Origin of the sequence: Krasilnikovia cinnamomea (assembly GCF_004217545.1) — a bacterium.
Taxonomy (GTDB): domain Bacteria; phylum Actinomycetota; class Actinomycetes; order Mycobacteriales; family Micromonosporaceae; genus Actinoplanes; species Actinoplanes cinnamomeus.
Window position 1 is genome coordinate 7,403,456 of the sequence record NZ_SHKY01000001.1, and the last position, 22,232, is coordinate 7,425,687.

General features: G+C 73.0%; 23 protein-coding genes and 2 pseudogenes. 11 read left to right on the forward strand and 14 right to left on the reverse strand.

Annotation, left to right across the window (positions count from 1 at the left end):
* The first annotated feature begins 87 nt into the window (after window positions 1–87).
* Window positions 88–1,326, forward strand: a complete 1,239-nt coding sequence (locus EV385_RS32655) for a GAF domain-containing protein (protein ID WP_165449683.1) — start codon at window positions 88–90, stop codon at window positions 1,324–1,326.
* 89 nt (window positions 1,327–1,415) lie between these two features.
* Entirely contained in the window at window positions 1,416–2,567 is a 1,152-nt protein-coding gene (locus EV385_RS32660) for a site-2 protease family protein (protein WP_130512941.1), read from the forward strand.
* On the opposite strand, the gene EV385_RS35520 is transcribed toward EV385_RS32660, so the two are convergent.
* The 3 genes and pseudogenes from EV385_RS35520 to EV385_RS32670 form a co-directional block, all read right to left on the reverse strand.
* Complete coding sequence (locus EV385_RS35520; RefSeq protein ID WP_423203146.1) at window positions 2,564–3,259, reverse strand: dienelactone hydrolase family protein; 696 nt, start codon at window positions 3,257–3,259, stop codon at window positions 2,564–2,566. The two genes, EV385_RS32660 and EV385_RS35520, sit on opposite strands and share 4 nt — an antisense overlap.
* Window positions 3,257–3,877 (reverse strand): annotated as a pseudogene (locus EV385_RS35525) (phosphoribosyltransferase); the annotation flags it as partial. The gene EV385_RS35520 and the pseudogene EV385_RS35525, both read right to left, overlap by 3 nt.
* Before the next feature lie 109 nt (window positions 3,878–3,986).
* Window positions 3,987–4,274: a hypothetical protein gene (locus EV385_RS32670; protein WP_130512943.1), complete on the reverse strand. Its 288-nt coding sequence runs from the start codon at window positions 4,272–4,274 to the stop codon at window positions 3,987–3,989.
* Between the two features lie 282 nt (window positions 4,275–4,556).
* On the opposite strand from EV385_RS32670, the gene EV385_RS32675 reads away from it, so the two are divergent.
* Entirely contained in the window at window positions 4,557–4,811 is a 255-nt protein-coding gene (locus EV385_RS32675) for an SHOCT domain-containing protein (RefSeq protein WP_242625202.1), read from the forward strand.
* Between the two features lie 11 nt (window positions 4,812–4,822).
* Here the strand turns inward: EV385_RS32675 and EV385_RS32680 are convergent, their stop codons facing one another.
* Together EV385_RS32680 and EV385_RS32685 are read right to left on the reverse strand one after the other, a co-directional pair.
* Window positions 4,823–5,482 (reverse strand): SRPBCC family protein, encoded by a 660-nt coding sequence (locus EV385_RS32680; protein ID WP_130512944.1) that lies wholly within the window; start codon window positions 5,480–5,482, stop codon window positions 4,823–4,825.
* A 361-nt stretch (window positions 5,483–5,843) separates the two neighbouring features.
* Window positions 5,844–7,475 (reverse strand): methyl-accepting chemotaxis protein, encoded by a 1,632-nt coding sequence (locus EV385_RS32685; RefSeq protein WP_130512945.1) that lies wholly within the window; start codon window positions 7,473–7,475, stop codon window positions 5,844–5,846.
* 155 nt (window positions 7,476–7,630) lie between these two features.
* Here EV385_RS32685 and EV385_RS32690 point away from each other — a divergent pair, with 155 nt between their 5' ends.
* Entirely contained in the window at window positions 7,631–8,113 is a 483-nt protein-coding gene (locus EV385_RS32690) for a MarR family winged helix-turn-helix transcriptional regulator (protein ID WP_130512946.1), read from the forward strand.
* A 151-nt stretch (window positions 8,114–8,264) separates the two neighbouring features.
* Here EV385_RS32690 and EV385_RS32695 read toward each other — a convergent pair whose 3' ends face one another.
* Both EV385_RS32695 and EV385_RS32700 read right to left on the reverse strand, forming a co-directional pair.
* Window positions 8,265–9,884, reverse strand: coding sequence for a methyl-accepting chemotaxis protein (locus tag EV385_RS32695; RefSeq protein ID WP_165449684.1), 1,620 nt, complete (start codon window positions 9,882–9,884; stop codon window positions 8,265–8,267).
* Window positions 9,885–10,059: 175 nt separating this feature from the next.
* A complete protein-coding gene (locus EV385_RS32700) occupies window positions 10,060–10,785 on the reverse strand; it encodes an SGNH/GDSL hydrolase family protein (RefSeq protein WP_242625203.1) in 726 nt (241 codons plus the stop codon).
* A 662-nt stretch (window positions 10,786–11,447) separates the two neighbouring features.
* On the opposite strand from EV385_RS32700, the gene EV385_RS32705 reads away from it, so the two are divergent.
* Window positions 11,448–12,107 (forward strand): DUF6230 family protein, encoded by a 660-nt coding sequence (locus EV385_RS32705; RefSeq protein WP_130512949.1) that lies wholly within the window; start codon window positions 11,448–11,450, stop codon window positions 12,105–12,107.
* Window positions 12,108–12,187: 80 nt separating this feature from the next.
* Window positions 12,188–13,807 (forward strand): DUF6114 domain-containing protein, encoded by a 1,620-nt coding sequence (locus EV385_RS32710; RefSeq protein ID WP_130512950.1) that lies wholly within the window; start codon window positions 12,188–12,190, stop codon window positions 13,805–13,807.
* 51 nt (window positions 13,808–13,858) lie between these two features.
* Here the strand turns inward: EV385_RS32710 and EV385_RS32715 are convergent, their stop codons facing one another.
* Genes EV385_RS32715 through EV385_RS32725 form a run of 3 tightly spaced genes read right to left on the reverse strand, consistent with a single transcriptional unit; the run spans window position 13,859 to window position 16,334 of the window.
* A complete protein-coding gene (locus tag EV385_RS32715) occupies window positions 13,859–14,248 on the reverse strand; it encodes a DnaJ family domain-containing protein (protein ID WP_130512951.1) in 390 nt (129 codons plus the stop codon).
* A 35-nt stretch (window positions 14,249–14,283) separates the two neighbouring features.
* Window positions 14,284–15,654 (reverse strand): sensor histidine kinase, encoded by a 1,371-nt coding sequence (locus EV385_RS32720; RefSeq protein WP_242625205.1) that lies wholly within the window; start codon window positions 15,652–15,654, stop codon window positions 14,284–14,286.
* Window positions 15,655–15,659: 5 nt separating this feature from the next.
* A complete protein-coding gene (locus EV385_RS32725) occupies window positions 15,660–16,334 on the reverse strand; it encodes a response regulator transcription factor (protein WP_130512952.1) in 675 nt (224 codons plus the stop codon).
* 105 nt (window positions 16,335–16,439) lie between these two features.
* On the opposite strand from EV385_RS32725, the gene EV385_RS32730 reads away from it, so the two are divergent.
* From EV385_RS32730 to EV385_RS36250, 3 genes and pseudogenes are all read left to right on the forward strand, one after another.
* Window positions 16,440–17,555, forward strand: coding sequence for a LolA family protein (locus EV385_RS32730; RefSeq protein ID WP_130513724.1), 1,116 nt, complete (start codon window positions 16,440–16,442; stop codon window positions 17,553–17,555).
* A gap of 310 nt (window positions 17,556–17,865) precedes the next feature.
* Window positions 17,866–17,946: pseudogene (locus EV385_RS36245) on the forward strand (GntR family transcriptional regulator); the annotation flags it as partial.
* A gap of 147 nt (window positions 17,947–18,093) precedes the next feature.
* Window positions 18,094–18,537, forward strand: a complete 444-nt coding sequence (locus tag EV385_RS36250; protein WP_242625206.1) for a UTRA domain-containing protein — start codon at window positions 18,094–18,096, stop codon at window positions 18,535–18,537.
* A gap of 10 nt (window positions 18,538–18,547) precedes the next feature.
* Here EV385_RS36250 and EV385_RS32740 read toward each other — a convergent pair whose 3' ends face one another.
* The 4 genes from EV385_RS32740 to EV385_RS35540 form a co-directional block, all read right to left on the reverse strand.
* The gene (locus EV385_RS32740; RefSeq protein WP_130512954.1) at window positions 18,548–18,808 is read right to left on the reverse strand and encodes a hypothetical protein; all 261 of its coding nucleotides are present in this window, start codon (window positions 18,806–18,808) and stop codon (window positions 18,548–18,550) included.
* A gap of 82 nt (window positions 18,809–18,890) precedes the next feature.
* On the reverse strand, window positions 18,891–19,793 hold the full coding sequence (locus EV385_RS32745) for a helix-turn-helix domain-containing protein (protein ID WP_242625207.1): 903 nt from the start codon (window positions 19,791–19,793) through the stop codon (window positions 18,891–18,893).
* An 11-nt stretch (window positions 19,794–19,804) separates the two neighbouring features.
* On the reverse strand, window positions 19,805–20,242 hold the full coding sequence (locus tag EV385_RS32750; RefSeq protein ID WP_207230040.1) for a DUF6879 family protein: 438 nt from the start codon (window positions 20,240–20,242) through the stop codon (window positions 19,805–19,807).
* A gap of 40 nt (window positions 20,243–20,282) precedes the next feature.
* Complete coding sequence (locus tag EV385_RS35540; protein WP_242625208.1) at window positions 20,283–20,729, reverse strand: hypothetical protein; 447 nt, start codon at window positions 20,727–20,729, stop codon at window positions 20,283–20,285.
* Between the two features lie 128 nt (window positions 20,730–20,857).
* Between EV385_RS35540 and EV385_RS32760 the strand changes: the two genes are divergently transcribed.
* Entirely contained in the window at window positions 20,858–21,439 is a 582-nt protein-coding gene (locus EV385_RS32760) for a hypothetical protein (protein WP_130512957.1), read from the forward strand.
* Window positions 21,440–21,662: 223 nt separating this feature from the next.
* A partial coding sequence (locus tag EV385_RS32765; RefSeq protein ID WP_130512958.1) for a PAS domain-containing protein occupies window positions 21,663–22,232 on the forward strand: 570 nt, incomplete at its 3' end.

Genomic DNA, 22,232 nt, shown 5'->3' on the forward strand with positions numbered 1-22,232 from the left:
TGTCGCGTGCCGGATGTTCCCGGGGACCGCCAAGGGTGCCAGACTGGTCGAATCAGGCAAACCTCGTGCACGGACGAGGAGCGCACGATGACGCCAGACGAGGCCGCCCAGGGGCGGCTGGGCACGCTGCTGCGCGGCTACCTCGAGGTTGCCCGGGCGGACGACCTCGACGCTGTGCTCCGGCACCTCGTCGAGGCCGCGAAGGCCCTGGTGGGCGCCAGGTACGCCGCGCTGGGCGTGGTCGCCCAGAGCACGCTTGTCCGATTCATCCACGCGGGCGCCGACGAGGGCGCGCGGGAGCGGATCGGCTGCCTGCCCGAGGGCAAGGGGCTGCTCGGGCTCCTGCTGGAGCGCCCCGAGCCGCTGCGGCTGGCCAACATCGCCGACCACGTCCGATCGGTCGGCTTCCCCGAGCACCACCCCCCGATGCGCTCCTTCCTCGGCGTGCCCGTACGGGTCGGGCCGCGGCTCTTCGGCCACCTCTACCTGACCGAGAAACGCGACGCCGCCGAGTTCACCTGCGACGACGAGCAACTGGTGGTGGCGCTGGCCGCCGCGGCCGGGGTGGCGATCGAGAACGCCACCCTGCTCGTGGAGGGCCGGCGCCGGCAGGCGTTCCACGCCGCCATGGCGCAGGCGGCGACGGAGCTGCTGGCGGGCGCCGAGGCCGACGTGGCGCTGCACCGCTTCGGCCACGCCGCCCAGGACACCCTGCGGGCCGCGGGCGCGGTGGCGGCGATCCCCGTCGGCGACGACCCGGGCACCATGATCGTGGCGGTCGCCGACGGCATCTTCCGGCCGTGGCGGGGCGCCCGCGTGACGGTGCCGGACTCGGTGCTCGGCGACGCCGTCGCGTTCGGCGGACTCGCCGTGGCGGATGCCGACCGGCTGCCCGGGGGGCCGCCCGCGCCGGGCTCGGTGGGCCAGTCCATGGCCGTACCGTTGCTGGACGAGCGGGATCTCACGGGGGTGCTGATGGTCTCGCGCCGGGCCGGTGCCGAGGTCTTCGACCCGCTCGACCGGGAGATCATGGCGGCGCTGGCCGCCCAGGCGGGGTTGGTGTTACGCCTGGCCCGCGCCCGCCACGACACCGAACAGCTACGGCTGCTGGAGGACCGCCAGCAGATCGGTGAGGAGCTGCGCAGCCGGGCGATCCACCGGCTGTTCCGGCACGGACTGGCGCTGCAGTGCCTGGCCACCCGGCTCTCCCCACCCGCGTTCCGGGATCGGCTGCAGGACCAGATCGAAGAGGTGGACGGCATCATCCGCGACATCCGGGACACGGTCCTGTCGCTGGAGGGATTCCCGGGCTCCCCGGCTCCCTGAGGCACCGGCCGCGGCCGGCGGTCGGGACCTCCGGCCCGGTCCGCGCGACCCGCCCCCGACGGACCGTCCGGGGGAGAGAGGCGAATCCGATGCGCCAGAACCTTCGGCTGGGCCAGATCGCCGGAATCCCCGTCGGCATGCACTGGTCGGTGCTGCTCATCCTGCTCCTGCTCACCCAGGGCGTCGCGGGCGCGCTGCTGCCCGCGGCCGCCGCCGGGTACGCCGCCGCCGCGTACTGGCTGGTGGCCGTGGCGCTGGCCGGGCTGTTTCTGGCCGCGCTGCTCGGGCACGAACTCGCCCACGCCCTGACCGCCCGGCACTTCGGCGTACGGGTCAAGGCGATCACCCTGTGGCTGCTCGGCGGGGTGTCCGAACTGGACGGCAACCCCCCGCACCCCCGCGCCGACCTGCTGATCGCCCTGGCCGGGCCACTGGCCAGCCTGGCCGCCTCCGGGGTCTTCGCCGGGGCCGCGTGGCTGGCCGCACTCGCCGGGCTCGCACCGCTGCACGTCGGCCTGGTCTGGCTGGCCGCGGTCAACGCGGTCACGGCGGTGTTCAACCTGCTGCCCGGCGCCCCATTGGACGGCGGGCGGGTGGTCGCGGCGCTGATCTGGTGGCGGCGCGGTGACCGGACGGCGGCCCGGCGGACGGCGGCGCGCGCCGGCCAGGTGACCGGCGGTCTGGTGGCCGGTGGCGGGTTGGCGGCGGTGCTCGTGTCGGGCTCGCTGAGCGGGCTGTGGCTGATGCTGCTGGGCTGGTTCCTGGCCACCACGGCCGGTGCCGAGGCCGCCGACGTCCGGCTCACCACCGGGCTGGCGGGCATCGACGTGGCGCGGGTGATGACCGCGCCACCGGTCTGCGGCTACGCCGGCCAGTCGGTCGCCGCGTTCGTCGCCACCGTGGCGGCGGGGCACCCGCACCGGGCGTACCCGGTGGTCGACCTCGACGGGGCGCTGGCCGGTCTGGTCACCCTGCCCCGGCTGGCCGCGGTGCCCGGGCCGGCCCGGGACACCACCCGGCTGGCGGACGTACGGGTGCCGCTGGCCCGGATCCGGGTGTTCGCGCCGGACACGCCGCTGCTCGGCGCGCTGGGGGTGCTCGGCGACCCGTGCCGGCTGGCCGTGGTCGCGGTCGGCGGCCGCCCGTGCGGCGTGCTCAGCCCGGGCGACGTGCGCCGCGCGCTGGACGTGGCCGAACTGGGCGGGATGCCGGACCGGGGTCGCGGCGCCGAGATCCTCTAGGGAGTGGCGGTCGCGGGTACGGCGTCCGGGGCGAGATGGTCGGTGAACCACTCCACGGCGGCCCCCGCGACCACGTCCAGCGCACCGGGCTCCTCGAACAGGTGGCCCGCGCCCGGGACCACGGCCAGCCGGTTCGGACAGTGCAGCCGGCGCCGGGCGTCGCGGTTGAGTTCCAGCACGACGTGGTCGTCGCCACCCACGATCAGCAGGGTCGGCGCGTGCACCTCGGCCAGCCGGTCCCCGGCCAGGTCCGGCCGTCCACCCCGGGACACCACCGCGGCGATGTCCGTACCCAGAGTGGCCGCCGCGGCCAGCGCCGCGGCCCCGCCGGTGCTGGCGCCGAAGAACCCCACCGGGGCGGTACCGGCCTCGGGGCGCCCGCGCAGCCAGGCGACCGCGTCCAGCAACCGCCCGGCCAGCAGGCCGATGTCGAAGACGTTGCTGCGCTGGCTCGCCTCCGGCTCGGTGAGCAGGTCGAACAGCAGTGTCCCCAGGGCGGCCCCGTGCAGCACCTCGGCGACGTGCCGGTTGCGGGGACTGCCGCGGCCGCTGCCGGAGCCGTGCGCGAACACCACGATGCCCCGGGCGCCGGCGGGGATGGTCAGGCGGCCGGGCAGCGCGACGCCGCCCGCGTCGACCACCACCTCGGCGTCGTACGCCGGGCGCGGCCCGGCCCCGCACGACTCCGCCAGCAGCGCGGTGACCTCGGCGTCCGGGGTCTGCGAGAAGTCGTCGTAGAACTGTCCGACCGCGCCGAACAGGGTGGGGTGCAGCAGGCTCACCACCTCGTCGGCGGCGCCGGCGAGCGACTCGACCGCGTCGGCGGGGGCCACCGGCACCGCCACCATCACGCGCGCGGCCCCGGCCGCCCGGGCGATGCGGCACGCCGCGCGGGCGGTCGCCCCGGTCGCCACACCGTCGTCCACCACGATCGCGGTACGCCCGGCCAGCGGCACCCGGGGCCGGTGCCCGCGCAGCGCCCCCACGCGGGCGCGTACCTCGTCGTGGGCCTGGTCCTGGGCCGCGCGCAGCTCGGCCTGGCTCACGCCCAGGGCCCGCACGAGTCCTACGTTGACGACGCCCTCGCCGTCCTCACCGACCGCGCCGAGGGCCAGTTCCGGCTGGCCCGGCGCGCCGACCTTGCGCACGACGATGACGTCGAGGGGGGCGCCTAGGCTTCGGGCCACCTCGGCGGCCACCGGCACGCCGCCGCGCGGCAGCCCGAGGACCACGATGTCGTCGCGGCCCCGCAGCGGGCGCAGTTGCTCGGCGAGCCGCCGACCGGCGTCGATGCGATCACGAAACGACATGCGGACCCCCTGCCTGAACAGCCCGGCATGGTCCATCGCATACCCGGCGGGCACGCGCGAACAGGGCCGTACGGCCCATTCCGCCTCCCCCGGCCGCACGAGCGTGTCCTCAGGCCTCGGTGGGCGGCCAGCGGGTGTCGGGGGGTGGGGCGAGCGGGTGGCGCACGTCGTCGCGGGCCGCCAGTGAGCCCATGGCCCGCAGATACTGCCGGCGGGTGATCTCCCCGGCACGCAGTTGCGCCACCAGGACACCCTCCAGGCTTTCGGGCCGCGCCTCGCCGGCCGCGGCCGGCTGCTCGCGCCCGTCCTCGGTGCCCGGCGCGGGCTCCGACCACGGCCAGACGGCGGCCACGCACGCCGCCAGCAGGACGGCCGTCATGACGAACAGGAACACCACCGGTATCACCCCCTATCCGCCATCATGCTCATCCCGGGGCGGCCGGGCCAGCAAATGTCCCGGCCGCCCGGGACCGGCCCGGCGGCGGTCCAGTCGGGAGCGTCCCCGGCCACGCGGGACTGCGGCCAGCACACACCCGCGCGGCCCGGTGCAGCAGAGCCGAAGGTCCCGTCGGCCGCCGCCGACCGGGGCGCGGTCCGCCGGGCCCGGCGACCGGGGCCGGTCGGCCCGTGCGGCGCCGCCCGGGTGGGGCGATGATGGAGCACGGGAAGGGGGTCCGCCATGATGTACTACGGCGGCATGGGCCCTTGGGGCTGGCTGATGATGGTCTTCTCGACGCTGACGTTGCTCGTCCTGTTCGGGGCGGCGGTCGTGCTGGCGGTGCGCGCCTTCGGCCGCTCCCCGGCGCAGCCGCCGGGCGACGGGTCGACCACCGCGGCCGCCGAGCGCACGCTCGCCGACCGGCTCGCGGTCGGCGAGATCGACACCGACGAGTACGAGCAGCGCCTACGGGTACTGCACCGCGGCGCGCACTGAGCGGCCCGGGCCTACGCCGCGACGAGTTGCGGCCGGTCGGCGTACGCCTCGGCCCGCTCCCGGAGGCCCAGCAGCATCTTGCGCTCCATGATGAGGCTGCCGGGTTCCATGACGAGCCGGTCGACGAGCCGCCGCGCCCGGGTGCGGTCCGGTGCGGCGATCCGGTTGCGACTGATCAGCCGGGTGCCGCCGCGGTATCCGGTGAGGTGGAAGGTCCACGCCCACCGGCCGTCGGTCGAGCGGAAGGCCAGCAGCCGGCCGGGTTCGCAGCGTTCCACCCGCATCTGCGGGCCGTCCGGCCCGAGCGGGAGCAGGTCGCCGACGGCGAGGTCCTGGAACTGCGGCAGGATCTCCCCGGCGCTGTGCATGTCGAGGCCGAACAGGTTCTCGATCCAGTCGTAGGTGTAGGCGCCGCCGCGCCCGCTGCCCATCTGCGCCAGCCACGGCCACACCGCCGACGGCGGCGCGCCGATCGTCACCGCGCGGGTGGACACCATGTCCGGCTCGGGCACCAGCTCGTCGCCGGGCATCGCCTGGGCGGCCTCCTCGGCGGTGGCGCCCCAGGTGAGATACCAGCGGCGGGCGGCCGGACGGTAGGCGGCCACGGCGGCCACCACGGCGGCACCGAGCAGCGTCCACGCGGCCGCGCGCCGATCCAGGAGTTTCGACATCTTCTACCTCCTCCGCGTGTCTTCGGACGGGTACGCAACGACCCTCGCCGACTTCCGGCCCGCCCGACAGTGCCGGACGGTCCCCCTCCACCGGGACCGAAGGTCCCGGGGCCGGCCTGCGGGGACGTCCGGCCCTGCAGGGCGGGACCGGCACCGCGATACCACCGAGCGACCCCCGCCCGGAGATCATGGTGCCGCTGGTCGGCGCGGTCCGGAACTGGAGACGGTACGGGCGGAAGCGCTGCGCGTACTGTCCGAGGTGGAGGAGTGCGGCGATCGGCGGCGGAAATGAGCCGTGGCCGGTCCGGGTGATGCCCGGACCGGCCACGGCGGGGTGGGTGGGATGTCTGCGTGGTGGTGCTTACGTCTGGTAGGTGGACACCAGCTGCTGCAGCTCGGTGGCCATCGCGGCCAGGCTGTTCGCGGTCGCCTGGGTCTCCGAGGCACCCGAGGCCGCCGAGTCCGCCGCCGACGCCACCCCCGAGATGTTGCCCGCGATCTCCCCCGTGCCCGTCGCCGCCTGGGCGACGTTGCGGACCATCTCGCTGGTCGTGGCGGTCTGCTCCTCCACCGCCGCCGCGATGGTCGTCGCGTATTCGTTGATCTTGTTCGTCACCACCGCGATCTCCCCGATCGCCGCGATGGCCTGCGCCGTCTCGTCCTGGATCGCGGAGATCCGCGCTCCGATGTCCCCGGTGGCCCGCGCCGTCTCCTGCGCCAGATCCTTCACCTCGGTCGCCACCACCGCGAAGCCCTTGCCGTGCTCACCGGCCCGCGCCGCCTCGATCGTCGCGTTGAGCGCCAACAGGTTCGTCTGCTCCGCGATCGACGTGATCAACTGGACCACCCCGGAGATCTGCGCCGACGACTGCCCGAGCTGCGCCACGATCTCGTTGGTCCGCGTCGCCGCCTCGGCGGCATCGGTGGCCACCTTCGCGGCCTCACCGGCGTTGCCCGCGATCTCACCGATCGACGCGGACATCTCCTCGGCACCCGCGGCCACCGTCTGCACGTTGACCGAGACCTGGTCCGCGGCGGCCGCCACGGTTCCCGCCTGCGCCGAGGTCTCCTCCGACGCCGCCGACAACTGCGTCGACACCGCCGAGAGCTCCTCCGCCGCGGCGGCGACCTGCGTGGCGCTCTCGGTCACCTCGCGCACCATCGCCGCCGTCGAGTCGGTTGAGGCGTCCAGCGCCACCGCGAGCTGAGCCACCTCGTCGCGTCCGGTGAGCCCGGTCCGCTGGGTCAGATCGCCGCCCTGGACCCGCGTGAGCACGGCGACGCACCGCGACAGCGGGCCGGTGATCGCGCGGGCGATCAGGAAGCTGGCGGCCCCGGCCAGCAGCACACCGAGGGTGAGGAACACGATTACCATGATCCGCGCGCTGTTGTAGGTCGCCCGCGACTCGACGTTGCGGGCCCGCGCGGCGCCGGTCTCGATCTCGATCAGCTGTTCCAGGCCGGTGTTGAGGTCGTTGAGGACCGGCGCGGCCTCGCTGTCACGCACCCGCGCGAATTCCTCGCGGTCATCCTTCTCGGCGGCGGGGGCGAGCTTGGTGTCGCGCAGCTGCCGGACCGCGGCTGTGGCCTGCTTGACCTTGGCAACCGCCTTCTCGCGGCCGGTCATGTCCGTCGCGGTGTAGGCGGCGAACGACTGGTCGAACGCCGCGTCCTGGGCCTTGCTGCCCTGCAGGAACTTGCTCACCTGGGCCGGGTCGGTGGACACCGCGGCGTTGAGCAGGCTGGCCTGCATGGACTGGGCCGCGTGTTGCATCTCGGCCAGGTCGGTGATGGGCACCAGCGTCTGGCTGTACATGTAGTCCGACTGGCCCTGCATCGCACTCATGTTGATCAGCGCGGCGCCGGCCACCGCGAAGGCTGCCAGAGCCATCGTGGCGACTGCCATCCCGACCTTGGTGCCGACCTTGCGGTCGGTCACCAGCTTCGCCCACTGACGGCCCCGGACTCCGCGGACCTTGATCGACGTACTCATGACACCCCCTTCGCGTCGGATGCCGGCCGGCGGCCGGTGTGGCGAGCCCCACGCTGTTGACTCCTCCGATCGGTCAGGCGCTCGGGGTGCTGAACATTTCAACGCCGAAACGTTCGACGAGTTGAGTGCGCCCCCGACCCGCCGATTAATGGGGCGTGTCCACAACAATCAGTGCCTGGCTGCCGGAGGAGCCCCGGGAGCGCGCCGGCTACCTGGCGGGGCTCAGCGGAGCACACCTGCTGGCCCTGGCCGGCTCGCTGATCACCACCCAGTTGTCGGAGGCGCTACGCCCGTTCGACCTGCAGCTCAGCGACTGGGTGCTGCTGGGCCGCCTGTACGCCCACCCCGGCACGCTGTCGGCCGGCGAGCTGGCCACCGGCGCGGGTATCCGAGCGTCCACGGTGTCCACCGCCCTGGCGCGGCTCAGCCGGCGTATGCTGGTCGCCCGGCAGCGACCGGACGACGATCAGCGCACGGTGCACGTCCACCTCACCGAGGCGGGCCGCGTGCTCTACGCGGCCGCCCGGCCCGAGATCAACGCCGCACTGACGACCAGCTACGGGGTGCTGACCCCGGAGGCCGACGGTGTGCTGCGCACGCTGCTGACCGCCGTCCTGCTCGGCGAGCCACCCCGCTGACGAGCGCCTTACCCGTCCGGCCCTGACCGGACCCGGAAGGCCGACGCCGTGCCGCCGCACCCGCGCCGGCCGGCCCGCCCGATCGGGCTACGCCACCGGCCGGCCCGGGTAGGAACGCCGGACCGGCTGGTGGACTGACGATCCGGGCGGCTCAGGTCCGGTAGGTCGAGACGAGCTGCTGCAGCTGACTGGCCATCGCGGCGAGGCTGTTCGCGGTCGCCTGCGTCTCCGAGGCACCCGAGGCCGCCGAACCCGCCGCCGCCGCCACCCCGGAGATGTTGCCCGCGATCTCCCCCGTGCCCGTCGCCGCCTCGGCCACGTTACGGACCATCTCGCTGGTCGTCGCGGTCTGCTCCTCCACCGCCGCGGCGATCGTCGACGCGTAACTGTTCATCTGACCCGTCACCGTCGCGATCTCGCCGATCGCCGCGATGGCCTGCGCCGTCTCGTCCTGGATCGCGGAGATCCGCGCCGCGATGTCCCCGGTGGCCCGCGCCGTCTCCTGCGCCAGGTCCTTCACCTCGGTCGCCACCACCGCGAAGCCCTTGCCGTGCTCACCGGCCCGCGCCGCCTCGATCGTCGCGTTGAGCGCCAACAGGTTCGTCTGCTCCGCGATCGACGTGATCAACTGGACCACCCCGGAGATCTGCGCCGACGACTGCCCGAGCTGCGCCACGATCTCATTGGTCCGCGCCGCCGCCTCGGCGGCCTCGGTCGACACCTTCGCCGCCTCGCCCGCGTTACCCGCGATCTCGCGGATCGACGCCGACATCTGCTCCGCGCCCGCCGCCACGGTCTGCACGTTGCTCGACACCTGATCCGCGGCCGCCGACACGGTCCCCGCCTGCGCCGAGGTCTCCTCCGACACCGCCGACAACTGCGTCGACACCGCCGACAACTCCTCGGCCGCCGTGGCGACCCGCGTCGCGCTCTGCATGACCTCGCCCACCATCGCCGCGGTCGACTCCGTCGAGGCGTCCAACGCGCTCGCCAGCTGAGCCACCTCGTCGCGGCCCGACAACCGGATCCGTACGGTCAGATCACCGTCGCGGACCTGCCGCAGCGCCGCCACGCAGCGGGCCAGCGGGCCGGTGATCGCCCGGGCGATCAGCCAGCTGACCGCGCCCGCGAGGAGGACGCCGAGCACCACGAACGCGATCACCATGGTGCGGGAGCTCACGTACGTGGCACGTGAGTCGTTGTTCTCCTTCTGGGCGGCCACGGTCTCGATCGCCACCAGCCGGTCCAGCGCGGCGTTGAGCTCGGACAGCACCACCGTGCCCTGGCCGTCGCGGACACCGCGGAACGCGGCCCGCTTGTCGCGCAGGATCGCCGGTGCCATCCAGCTGTCGCGCAGTTCGCGATACCGGGCCATCGCCTGGCTGACCTTGGCAAGCGTCTCCTCCCGCCCGGTCATGTCGGAACGCCGGTACGCCGCGAGCGCCCTGTCGAAGGCCGCGTCCTGCGCCCGGCTGTCCTTGATGTACTCGGTGACCTGGGCGGGCTCCGTCGAGGCCGCGGCATTGAGCAGCCCGACCTGGGTCAATTCCGCCGCGTGCTGCATCTTGGCGAGCTCGGTGACCGGTACCAGCGCCTGCCGGTACAGGTAGTCGGACCGGCTCTGCATCTGCCGCATGCCGATCAACGCGGCGGCGGAGACCCCCACGGCCGCCAACGCCATCAGGGCGACCGCCAGCCAGATCTTGGTGTTCACCCGACGGTCGGTCAGCAACCGCGCCACCCGGCGAGCGCCGGACCTGGCGGTGATCATGGACGTCCTCATTCACGCACTCCCGAGTTGTGGGGGATCGCGGACGAATCCGCGCGCGCAGGCTGCGTCCTGCCGATCGACCGGGCGAGGCACCGGGGTGAGGACAGCGGGTCACATCGTGCGCAGCATCACCGCGCCAAATTGGAGCAAAGGTCAGACAAACGGCCGGCACCGGTCACTGTGGCGGGTGGGGCAGCACGTCGTACACGGCGGCGGCGATCGCCTCCTGGCCGCGGGCATTTGGGTGGTCGCCGTCCTCCGCCAGCAGGTCGGTCGGGTTCGCTCGACCGTCGGGGCCCCGGAGCGCCGCCGAGGTGTCCAGGTACGCGGCCCCGCCCGCGGCGGCCGCCCGGCGCAGCGCGTCGTCGGCGTACCGGGTGGCGGACGCCGCCTCGGCCACCCCGTTCGCGCCGTAGTCCGTGCGGGCCACGTCGCCGTCCTCCACGACGTTCCAGTAGCCGAGCACGAGCACCTCGCAGTCCGGGCCGCGCAGCTCGCGCACCCGGGCGACCGCGGCGGTGATCTCACGCTGCACCACGTCGGCGGCCTGGGCGTACCCGCGCTCGCCGGTGCCCGCCTCGAACGCGTCGGCCAGGTCGTTGGCCCCCGCCATGAGTAGCACGACACTCGCCCCGCGCACCGCGTCGGTGCCTTCCTCGGTGTCCATCTCGGCGGTCACCTCCTCGGCGGTGGACCCGGGCTGCGCCAGATTCAGCGAGCGGGCGCCGAGCCGGCGGGCGTACAGGTCGGGGAACGGGGTGCAGTCGCAGTCCGTACCGGCGGCGACGGAGTCGCCGAAGGTGACCACGGTGACCGCCGGCGGCGGGGGCGCCGGGGCCTGCGCGGCGGCGCAGCCACCCAGCACGGCCACGCCGGCCAGCGCCAGGATCCGCCGGATCACGCGGCCACTCCCGCCGGTCAGGGCTCCCCACCCCGGGTAGGTCCCGGCTGGTGGGTTGGGCTCCAGTCCCGCGGCGGCCAGCACGCTCATCACGCTAGCCGCGACGGACAGCGGGACGTTCGCGGTCCCACCGCCGGCCGTTCACAAAGCCGCCATCGCGGCCGCCCGGGTGACGACGGGGTCGCACACCGGAGTAGTGACTGTGAGTAATGCGATCGGCACCCAAGGCTAGGCTGTTGTTGGGCAGATCACTCGAACTGGGGACTGAACGAACGCTAACCTGTGGCGCCCATCACGGACCAAATCCCCACTAATCGTCCGGTGCGCCGCGATGGTTCAGTGATCTAGCCGCATCGTTACCGATCCGTAATGCGCCGCTTACATGCACGTGTGGTGACGGTCACAACGTCCCCGCCGGGTCGATGTGTCCACTTCCAACCAATGATCCACGTCACATCGATCACCCCCTGTCACAGAGAGTAACCAAGATCCGGTGACCTGGGTTACTCGCGGGTAGCTGAGCCTCTTGTCTCGCAGTGCGGTGAGCGGCAACATTTCCCGCACATTACGACGGTCGCATCGACGGGCCTCACTACTGGCGGTAGACGAAGGAGTCCTCCGTCGACGCGAGCCGCATGGCGGTGTGCCCGCACCCGTCCCCCATGTTCCGAGGAGGATCCGTGAAGGATGAACAAGGCGAGCCGGCGTACGGCGGTACGAACTGGCGCCGTTTCGCCGTAGCCGTGGGCGTGCCCACCCTGGTTGCCGGTGGCATCGTGCTGGGCATCGCCAACGGCGCGCTGGCCGCCACCTTCAGTGTGTCGGGCCAGAGCTTCAAGATCTCGGCCGACAAGCTGGAGGGCGACGGCTTCGCCCAGTACGGCGGCAAGCTGCACCCGGAGAAGGGCAGCGACATTCCGGTCGCGCTGTCCGGCATCAACAAGGCGAAGCTCACCAACCTGTGCCAGTCGGTGAAGACGCCGGGTCTGCCGATCAGCCTCACCATCCGGGCCGGCCGCGAGGACGGCAAGCCCGCCGAGGCGAGCGAGCTCCTGATCGGCCTGACGGAGCTGTCCGGCGACGCCAACTTCAAGAACATCAACATCGGCCAGTCGGCGGCCACCCTCACCAAGGGCGGTCCGGACGCGCACGACGGGACCGAGGCGGGTAAGAACGGCTTCGGCCAGGAGGCCGACAGTGTCGTCATCACCAACCTGCGCCAGATCGGGTACTCCGCCACGGCGGCCACGTTCAACCTCAAGGGCCTGAGCCTGAAGCTCAACGTGGACACGCAGACCGGCAAGCCGCCGGAATGCTTCTGACGTAACACCCGGGGGCCCGCGGAATCCGCTCCGCGGGCCTCACCTATGCCGTGCCGGCTGAAAGTTCTTTGGAGGAGTACGTGACAACAGCGAGCAAGCGCGAGCGGTTCCGCGCGTGGCGACGGCGGCGGCCGTTCTGGGGCGGTCTTCTGCTCATGCTCGCCGGTCTGGAGCTGTTCCTCAGCGCCAACCAGACGATCGGCGAGATGGAGGTCCACGTCGGACCGACCGGCTTCCTGTCCTACCTGCTCCCCGCACTCCTCCTGCTGTGCGGCCTGCTGGTCTGGTTCACCCCGGCCCAGCGCCTGTTCTACGGCATCATCGGTCTGCTCACCGCCCTGTACTCGCTCGTCGGGCTCAACCTCGGCGGCTTCTTCATCGGCCTGATCCTCGGCATCCTCGGCGGCGCGCTGACCCTGGCGTGGGCGCCGCGACGCCCCACCCGGGCGATCACCGACGACCCCACCGCGGGCGGGCCCGGCCACCCGGCGGACGCACCGGAGCAGGACACCGCGATCACCTCGCGGGCGAGCACCGACGACGCGGCCACCGCCATCCTGCCGGCCTTCACCGAATCCGAGGGTGAGCAGCAGGCTCCCCCGTCACCACGCGGCTCACACCGCAAGATGTTCGTCATCGCCCTCGTGCCGACCGCGATGACGGCCGCGGTGATGGTGGCCGGCAGCCACCTGCCTGCCTCGGCCGAGGAGTGCCCGGACGGCCTGCCCTCGCGCTCCACCTCGGCCGCGGCCTCGTCGACGCCGGCGCGCGCCGCCGCGTCGCGGTCCGCTGCCGCCAAGGCCGTTCCCAAGACCACCGCCGCGAGCACCGCGGCGAAGGCCGCCAACGCCGCCGGCAAGACCGGCGCGACGGCCAAGGAGAGCACCACCCCGTCGTCGAGCGCTCCCGCGAGCGCCGACGACGAGGAGAGTGACCACCCGGTCGTCGACGGCATCAAGGACGCGGCCGGCGCGGTCGTCAACGGCGTCGGCGACCTGCTGGGCCTCGGCGAGGAGGAGAAGGCGGCCGACCCCGCACCCAGCACCAGCGAGTCGAGCGCACCCGCGCCCGAGCCCGCCCCGGCGGACACCCCCACCAAGGACCCGGCCCCGGCCGAGACCCCCAGCGCCCCCGCCGACAGCAAGCCCGCCGCGGACCCACCGGCCGGCGAGCCGTCGACCGCGAAGACGCCCACCGCCGACCCGACGCCGACCAACACCCCCAAGCCGTCGACCTCGGACGTCCCGTGCCTGGGCCCGCGGGTCTTCAAGCAGGCCAGCCCCGACGACCTGCCCGGCGTGTCGCTGAAGGGCGGGACCCTCGAGGGCGACTCGCTCACCATGTACAACTCGAGCTACGACGGGGTCACGACGGTGACCACCGCGGACGGTCCGGTCAAGGTCCTCAAGTTCAGCATGACCAAGTCCGTGACCAAGCCGTTCGAGCTCACGGTCCCCGAGGCCGGCGGGCACACCACCCAGATCAGCAGCAGCGCCCTCACCACCGAGGGCAACGTGCGCTTCTACACCCCCAAGTTCACCGGCAAGCTGTTCGGCGTCATCCCGGTGACCTTCACTCCGGACTCCCCGCCCCCGCTGACCCTGCCGGTGCTGTGGTTCACCGACGTCAAGATCCAGCTCTCCTATGTCCGCTGCGACACGCTGACCGCCGACCCGATCAAACTCATCGAGAAGGCCTGACCCGGCCCGGGACGACATCGGCGCCGGGCCCCGGCGCCGATCGCCCTAAGCTCAGGCCGACCGGCGCGCGCGCCAGCCGCCTACGACCTCGTCGGGATCGCGCGGCGGCAACACCACGGCCGGGCCGTCGAGCAGCCCCACCCGAGCCTGGCGGATCCGCTCGTTCACCTCGGCGACGAGGGCCCGTACCGCCTGTTCGGAGCGCAGCCGGTCCACCGCGGCCGGCAGGTCCTCCACCTCGCGGCGCAGCGCCAGCGTCGGCGGGAGCGCCGCCGACGCGGCGCCCTCACGCTCCAGCCAGTCCTTGATCCACCAGTCCTCGTCGTACTCGCGGCCGTGGTCGGCCAGGGGCTTGCCGGTACCCGGCAGGTTGTCGAACTCGCCCTGCTCCTGTGCCTCCCGGATGCGGCGGTCGACGGCGGACTCGTACCACTGCGCCATGCCGCCAGTCTACGAACCGCCCGTGCCCGGCCCCGTCACGCGACTGGCAGGCGGACGGTGACCCGCAGGCCCGGCGCCGCGTCGGCGAGCGTGACCGTGCCGCCGTGGCGGCGGACCAGCTCCCGCACGATGGCCAGCCCGAGCCCGGCGCCGCCCGCGTCGCGGGCCCGCGCGTCGTCGAGCCGGGTGAACCGGTCGAAGACCCGCTCCCGGTCGGCGGCGGGAATGCCCGGCCCGTCGTCGGTCACCGTGATGCTCCGGTACGCCCCGTCCACCTCCACCGCCAGCTCCACCGTCGAGGCGGCGTGGCGTGCCGCGTTGTCGAGCAGGTTGCCCACCACTCGGGCGAGGGCGTCCGGGTCGCCCGAGACGTGCAGCGGCTCCGCGGGCGGCGTGAAGCGCACCGCCGGATAGCGCCCGGCCACCTGGGCCAGCAGCTCCCCCAGCTCCACCTCGGCGGCCGGTGCCGGTGCCGCCCGGGTCGCGGCCTCGTCGGAGCGGGCCAGCAGCAGCAGGTCGTCGACCAGGCGGCTGAGCCGCTCCACGTCGGTGAGCAGGTCGTCGGCGAGCGCGGGCCAGTCCGTACCGTCCGGCAGGCGCTGCGCCACCTCCAGCTCCGTACGCATGTTGGTGAGCGGGCTGCGCAACTCGTGCGCGGCGTCGGCGACGAACGCGCGCTGCCGCGCCCGGGCCGCGCCCAGCCGGTCCAGCATGTCGTTGAGGGTGACCGCCAGCCGGTGGATCTCGTCACCGGTGTCCGGGACGGGCAGCCGCTGCGGCGCGCCGCCGCCGCGCCCCGGGGCGGCGCCCGTGATCCGTTCCGCGCCCGCGCGCAGCGCCTCCACCGGGCGCAGGGTGGCCCCGGCCAGCCGCCACGCCACGAGTGCCAGCAGCCCGACCAGCAGCGGGAACGCCACCAGCAGCAGGATCCGCAGCACGTGCACGCCCTGCGACAGATCCGCCGTCGAACGGGCCACCAGCACCCGTACCCGGTCGTCCGCCGGTCCGGCCGCGACCGAGACGACCCGCACCCGGCCCGGCAGGCCGATCCGGTCCCCCGGCAGGTAGCGCCCGGCCCGATCGGGCAGCTCGTGCAGCTCCTCGGGGTACAGGATCGGCACCAGCCGGTCGGTGCCGACCGAGACGGCCGTGACCCGGTTCTGCGCGTCCACCACCTGCACCTGCACCCCCGGCGGTGCCGGGATGGGATCGGAGAGCGATCCCTCGTCGACGAGCCGGGCGACCGCGTTCGCGGTGTCCAGCGCCTCGGTGTTGGCGGCCCGCAGCAGCGCCACGTTCAGCGCCGCGACCAGCGCCACCCCGCCGATGCCCAGGCCCACGACCAGCACCAGCACGGTGACCAGCAGCAGGCGGACCCGCAGGCTGAGCCCACGCAGCCAGCGCACCGGTGTCAGGCCCCGGCGGACGGGACGGCCGCGAGGCGGTAGCCCGCGCCGCGGACCGTCTCCAGCCGCTCCCGGCCGATCTTGCGGCGCAGGTAGCCGACGTACACCTCGACCGCGTTCGGGGCGGTGTCGAGGGCCGCGTCCCACACGTGGTCGAGCAGTTCCGTCTTGGACAGCACCTCGCCGGGGCGGCGCAGCAGGTACTGCAGCAGGGCGTACTCCCGGGCGGTCAGGGTGACCTCGTCGCCGGCCACGGTGACCCGGCGCACGGCGGGGTCCAGCTCGATGTCGCCGAAGCTCAGGACCGTGGGCCGCTCCGGCACACCACGGCGCAGCAGGGCACGCAGCCTGGCCAGCAGCACCACGTACGAAAAAGGTTTGGTGAGGTAGTCGTCGGCGCCGCAGTCGAGCCCGTCGGCCTGGTCGTACTCGCCGTCCTTGGCGCTGAGCATGAGTACGGGCAGCCAGTTGCGTTCCGTGCGGAGCTGGCGCACGACCCGGTAGCCGGACAGCCGGGGCAGCATCACGTCCAGGATCATCGCGTCGTAGCCGCCGTGCCGGGCGAGCTCCAGCCCGTCCTGCCCGTCGCCGGTCACGTCCACCGCGAAACCCTCGGCCTGTAGCCCGCGCTGCAGCGCCGCGGCCAGGCGCGCCTCGTCCTCCACCACCAGCACCCGCACCAGACCACGATGGCACGCCCGCCCCACCCCTACGGGTTTTTCTCAGCGTGGTCACAGGCGCGTGAGCGCAACATGGGGCGCAGCAGACTTCAGGAGGTGGGGGACGTGTCCCTGTTCGGATCAAGGCCGGCTTTGCGCTGGCTCGTACCGACGGCAGCGGCCGTGGTGGTGATCGGCGGTGGGGCGGCCGCCGGGACGATCGTGGCCAGCGCCGACCCGGCCCTGCCGCCGCGCAGCGCGGCGCAACTGCTGGTGGACGTGCAGAACGCGCACGTCGACGGGCTGTCCGGCACGATCGTGCAGACCGCCGACCTGGGCCTGCCGGCGCTGCCGGGGCTCACCGCCGGCAACACGGATCTGGCCAAGATGGTGACCGGCAACAACAGCGCCCGCGTCTGGTACGCCGGCGAGGACAAGATGCGGGTCGCCGCCCAGAGCCTGCTCGGCCAGACCGACGTCATCCGCAACGGCCAGGACGTGTGGCTGTGGCGCAGCAAGGACAACACGGCCACGCACCTGACGCTGCCCAAGGACGCCGACAAGCCGAAGGCCCTGCCGTCCGGGGTGCCCTCGACCCCGCAGGAGGCCGCGGACGCCGCGCTCGCCGCGATCGACCCGACCACCCAGGTCAGCACGACCGGCGCGGCCGAGGTCGCCGGGCGCGACGCGTACGAGCTGGTGCTGGCACCGCGCGACACCGCCTCGCTGCTCGGGCAGGTCCGCCTGGCCATCGACGCGGAGACGCACATCCCGCTGCGCGTCGACGTGTACGCGAAGGACGCCACCGCTCCGGCGGTCCGGGTGGCGTTCCAGCAGATCAGCTTCACCACGCCGGACCCGCAGCAGTTCGTGTTCAACCCGCCCGCCGGGGCGAAGGTGACCACGGCCAAGCCGCACGCCGACCACACCAAGAAGCCGCTCGGTGCTCCGGCCGGCGCGCCCAAGGCGCCGGCCGGTGAAGAGCCGACCGTGGTCGGTAAGGGCTGGACCTCGGTGCTGGTGGCGAAGCTGCCCGACGGGTGGCAGAAGCAGGCCGGTGCGAAGCAGGGCGAGGCCGCGATGGTGGGCGCCGTGCTCGACAGCCTGCCGAAGGTGAGCGGCACCTGGGGCAGCGGGCGGTTGCTGTCCAGCGCCCTGTTCAGCGCGCTGCTCACCGACGACGGCCGGGTCCTGGTGGGCGCGGTCGCCCCGGACCGGCTGTACCAGGTCGCCGCGGGCTGACCGCCGGCAACCGCAGGTGGCCCCGGGGCTCGGCCCCGGGGCCACGTCGTTTCTGAGCCGCCGTCGCGCCCGCGCGGCTGTGTGAAGAGTTCGGGTTCGGAGCTGACCGGAACTTTTCAAGATCCGGCCGCCGCGACTCGCCCGGGGGACGGCGACGAAGGGATGTCCGCCTGCGTAGGGTGCTCGGCGGGGCCGCACCGGGCGATCCCCGGCGCAGCGCGCGGGATGAGAGGGGTGTCCACTGGAGCGGCGTACGCCGAAGTACCAGGTCATCGCGGCCGACCTGGCGGCCCGGATCCGCGACGGCGCGCTGCCGCCCGGCTCCGCCCTGCCGCCGCAGAAGGAACTGAGCGCCACCTACGGCGTCACGCTGGCCACCCTGCGCCAGGCCCTGCGCCGCCTGGAGGACGACGGCCTGCTGACCCAGCAGGCCGGGCGCGGCACCTTCGTCGCCGAGCCCCGGGCCGCCTACCGGCTCGACTCGCTGCGCGGTCTCGCCGAGGATCTGCGCGCGCAGGGGCAGGTCGTAACCACCGAGGTGCTGGACCGTACGCTGCGCCGCCCGGACGCCACCGTGGCGCGGCGACTGTCCCTAGCCCCGGGGCGGCGCGCGTTGCGCCTGGAACGGCTGCGCCGCCTCGCCGGGCGCCCGGCGGTGCACCAGGTGTCCTGGGTACCGGAGCCGCTCGGCGCGGCACTGCGCGACGCCGACCTGACCAGCCTGTACGCTGCGGTCGCGGACCAGGGTGTGGTGGTGCACCGGGCGGCCGAGGTGATCCGTCCCGCACTGCTGGACGAGCCCGCCGCCGCCCTGCTGGCCTGCCCGGTCGGCACGCCGGTCTTCGTCTCCGAACGGGTCACCTCGGGGCTGGACGGTGCGCCGCTGGTGCTGGACCGGGCCACCATCCTGGGCACGGTCATGGAGATCCGCACGGAACGCGCCGCAACCGGACTCTCGATGCGCTGGACGCCGCAGGACTGAGTCGGCTCGCCTACCGGCGTAGCGCACTGGCCCGCACCAGTGCGTAGCGGGGACCGCGTGCGCGGCCGTCGCTGGTCAGCTCAACGCCGTGGACCTCGACCCATTCGGCTCCTTCAGGCACCTGCCCGCCATCTCCCACGGCGGTCAACCGCAGGCGAATGTCGCCCTGCCCGTAGCAGTAGTCGGCTTCCTTGATGGTCACGGTATCGCCGGGCTGTGGAAGGTTCCGGCGCCAGCCGGTCACTGCCCACCGGCCAAGCGCGACCTGCACGTCGTCATCTTCTGTGACCTCCGTCCGCGAGTCCCGTCTGCGGTCACGAGGTAGGTAGAGCCACCTGCGACCGGGAGAAACGCTATGGACGGGTGTCCTCCACAGGCGATGCCATTGCCGAAGGTTGACGAACGGTTTGCACCTCGAGACGCTCGATGGCAGCAACGATGAGCGCCCGGGCCGACGCACCCACTGTGGCCATGCCCGCCAGCTCCGCGAAGACGCGTGCATACATCTGGACCTCCCGCGGCTGGGTGATCGTCAATTCCGCCGTGGGGGTCTCCACATTGACCTGCGTCTCATCGAACATCCAGAAGCCAGGACTCTGCCACATCGTCCGCTCGACGGACATAGGCACGACGCCGAGGCTCACGTTGTGGCGGACGCACACGGTCAATAGGTGGGCAAGCTGGGCTGCCATCACTTCCGCCGAACCGATACGCGCCGACAGCGCCCACTCTTCAAGCACCACCGCGAACCGCCGGTCGTTGGCGTCGAGCACCCGCTGACGGGCCATGCGTATCCGCACCGCCTCGGCGACGTCGTCGGGCACGCCGCGCACCTCGGCGATGCGTCGCAGGCGCGCTTCCGCGTACTCCGGCGTCTGGAACAGGCCGGGAATCACGCCCGGCTCGTAGATGCGGAAGCGCCGGGTCCGGTCGTACAAATGTGCGCCCTGTTGTTGGATGTGGCGAAAGCCAGCCCGCTCGCGGCCGCTGAACTCGACGTACATTCCTTCGACAGCCCGCAATGCCGCCAGCAGGTCACTCAGTTGCTCCTCGGCGCCGCAATGGGTGACCCACGCGCGCACGTCGTCAGCGCTGGGTGTGCGGGTGGCATGCTCGATCCTGCTGATCTTCGATGCCTGCCATCCTGTCACCGCCGCAAGCCCGCGACCCGTGAGACCCGCGTCCAGCCGAATCTCCCGAAGCCGGGCCCCGAACGCGTCTCTTGCCGCCTGCGCAGGCGACGGTGCGGACCGCACGTGCCACCCCCTCAATCCGGGTGGTATTCGGCGTGATCGATACCCAATGCCCATACCGCCTCAAACGACTCCACCGTCAAGGACAGCGCCTCCGCGTCACCGACGACAGTCCCGACCCGCGCGCCGTCGCCGGAGAACAGGCTGAACAGCACGACGTCATCGACCAACCAGAAGTCGTTGCCCGGCAAGCGCACCTTCGACGCGCGGCCACGGGGAAGCCAACGAACCCGCTCACCCGCCGCAACGTTGGCGTGGGGTGTCACGTGGTGTTCGAATCGGACGTAGCGTGATACGGGTTCAGACACCACCCGGGCCCGCCGGAAGTCGACGCCCCGCGCAACGACCGGGCGAACCAACGCGTGCCATGAGCCGTACGCCGCCGCGTAGTCGATGGGCTCGCCTGCCAGCCAGGTCGCGTACGCCGGGGAACCCTCGTAGTGGTCGCGCATTTCTAGATGGAACACCCGCCGGGTCGCCCCGGCGAGGAGTTCATCGAGCGTCGGCGGTCGTCCCTCCACTATTCACCTCCGGGAAGAACGGCATCATTCGCTTGGGGATCCGGATCACGGTCTCATCCGCAGGAACGTCGCCGATCACGGCCAGGTCCGCCGGATGGGTGACGCGCCAACCTTGAATCACGTAGCTGTCGCCGTCATCCCAGATGGTCGGCGAGTTGGTGGTGTCTGAGTTCGGGTCCTTGCCCAGAAACGCGAGTGCCATGGTCCTGCCCCCTGACCGACGTGATTTGGCTGGACCAGTTTCCCGGCGCGCCCGGCACCCCTCAAGGCTCGTTGCCTGAAGTTGCCGTAGCACCACTCGCAGCGCCTCGAATGACGTGACGCAGAACGAGATCATGTCCGCGTCGGCGTTCGGCTGGGCGCCGAGCCGGTCACCCTCGAACACCTCGCCGACCTCGACCCGGGGGCGCAGCACCACATCTGCGTCACCGGTCGCTAGACCGCTTCGCGCTATCTGAATGATTCAGGGAGGATTGTTTGTTTTTTCCAGGTGGCACCGGGGATTGGGGCGCGTGACGACGTTCATCGATCGAAAGGAGCGCGCACATGCGCATCGGATCCGTCAGCGCCACCCTGCTCTCCGCCGCCGTCATGATGGCCGGCGTGACCCTCAACGCGCCGCCCGCCGCGGCCGCTCCCGCCCCCGCCCCGGCGCTGGCGACCTCTGACGCCGGCACCCTCACCTCCACGGTGGACGGCACCTTCACCGACGACGCGGGCCGGCCCGGCACGGTGGCGGGCACGTTCGACCCGACCCACTTCGCCGTCCAGGACGGACAGCTGGTCGCCACGGGCACCCTGCACGCCGTCCTCACCGACGCCACGGGCGCCACCCGCAGCACGGAATCCGTGGCCACGATCCCCGTCCGGATCCCCTCGGGTGACCAGGCGCAGGCCCTCCCGCCGTGCCCGATCCTGCATCTGGAACTCGGCCCGCTGGACCTGAACCTGCTGGGCCTGGTCGTTCACCTCGACCGGGTCGTGCTCGACATCACCGCGCACCCCGGCCCCGGCGACCTGCTCGGCAACCTGCTGTGCGCCATCGCCGGCCTGCTCAACGGACCGAACCCGCTACTGGGCCTGATCGCGGACCTGCTCAACCAGGTCCTCGCCATCCTCGGCCGGTAGGACGGCACCGCGCGTCGCGGCCGGCGGCCTCCGCCGGCCGCTCGCACGCAACCCGCCGGGCAGCCATCCGCGTCGACATTCTCCCGGGCCGCGGGGTGACGCACGGCACACCCGCCCTGCTCCCTTTCCGGCCGGAACGCTGCAGACCGGGGCCCGGGCGGCCGATGAGAGGAGACCGCGTAGTGACCGCGCGGCCCAAGGAATGGGTCAGGAGCACGGCAGGATGCATCGGTACGGGGTGAACGCTCTGCGGCGCGGCCGCGCACGGGTCGGCTCGTGGGCGCAGGCCGCGCTGCCCGTCGTCGCGGTCACCGCGGCGCTGTATCTGACCGGCTGGGGCGCGGCGCTGGCCGTCCTCCAGCTGCCCCTGCTGGCGCTGGTGGTGCACCGCTCGGGTGGCCGGGCGTGGATGCCGGCGGCCGTGGCGGGAGCTGTGACACTGGCGGCGGGCGAGGCGGGCGTCGCCTTCGGGGTACTCCGCAGCGAGCTGCCCCAACCGCACGGACACCTGCTGGCCGCGCTGGTCGGCCTCGCGCTGGTGACGACGGCGGGGATCCTCGGCACCGCGGCTTCCGGCCGCGAACGCGCCGAGCAGACCGTACGCGTCAACGGCCGCCGGTACGAGGCCCTGCTGCGCGACGGCGCCGACCTGGTGGTACTCACCGACAGCCGGGGCGAGGTCGGCTACGTCAGCCCCTCCGCCCCCCGCGTACTCGGGCTGGAGTCGGCCCGCCTGCTCGGTACGGGCCTGCGCGATCGTTTCCACCCGGAGGACCGGACTCTCGCCGCGCAG

Coding starts and splice junctions, on each gene's coding strand:
- EV385_RS32695 (WP_165449684.1), bottom strand. CDS start 9,884: ATGATCACCGCCAGGTCCGGCGCTCGCCGGGTGGCGCGGTTGCTGACC.
- EV385_RS32685 (WP_130512945.1), bottom strand. CDS start 7,475: ATGAGTACGTCGATCAAGGTCCGCGGAGTCCGGGGCCGTCAGTGGGCG.
- EV385_RS32655 (WP_165449683.1), top strand. CDS start 88: ATGACGCCAGACGAGGCCGCCCAGGGGCGGCTGGGCACGCTGCTGCGC.
- EV385_RS32705 (WP_130512949.1), top strand. CDS start 11,448: ATGTTCCGAGGAGGATCCGTGAAGGATGAACAAGGCGAGCCGGCGTAC.
- EV385_RS32750 (WP_207230040.1), bottom strand. CDS start 20,242: ATGCGCGACCACTACGAGGGTTCCCCGGCGTACGCGACCTGGCTGGCA.
- EV385_RS32760 (WP_130512957.1), top strand. CDS start 20,858: ATGCGCATCGGATCCGTCAGCGCCACCCTGCTCTCCGCCGCCGTCATG.
- EV385_RS32680 (WP_130512944.1), bottom strand. CDS start 5,482: ATGTCGAAACTCCTGGATCGGCGCGCGGCCGCGTGGACGCTGCTCGGT.
- EV385_RS32675 (WP_242625202.1), top strand. CDS start 4,557: ATGATGTACTACGGCGGCATGGGCCCTTGGGGCTGGCTGATGATGGTC.
- EV385_RS32660 (WP_130512941.1), top strand. CDS start 1,416: ATGCGCCAGAACCTTCGGCTGGGCCAGATCGCCGGAATCCCCGTCGGC.
- EV385_RS32715 (WP_130512951.1), bottom strand. CDS start 14,248: ATGGCGCAGTGGTACGAGTCCGCCGTCGACCGCCGCATCCGGGAGGCA.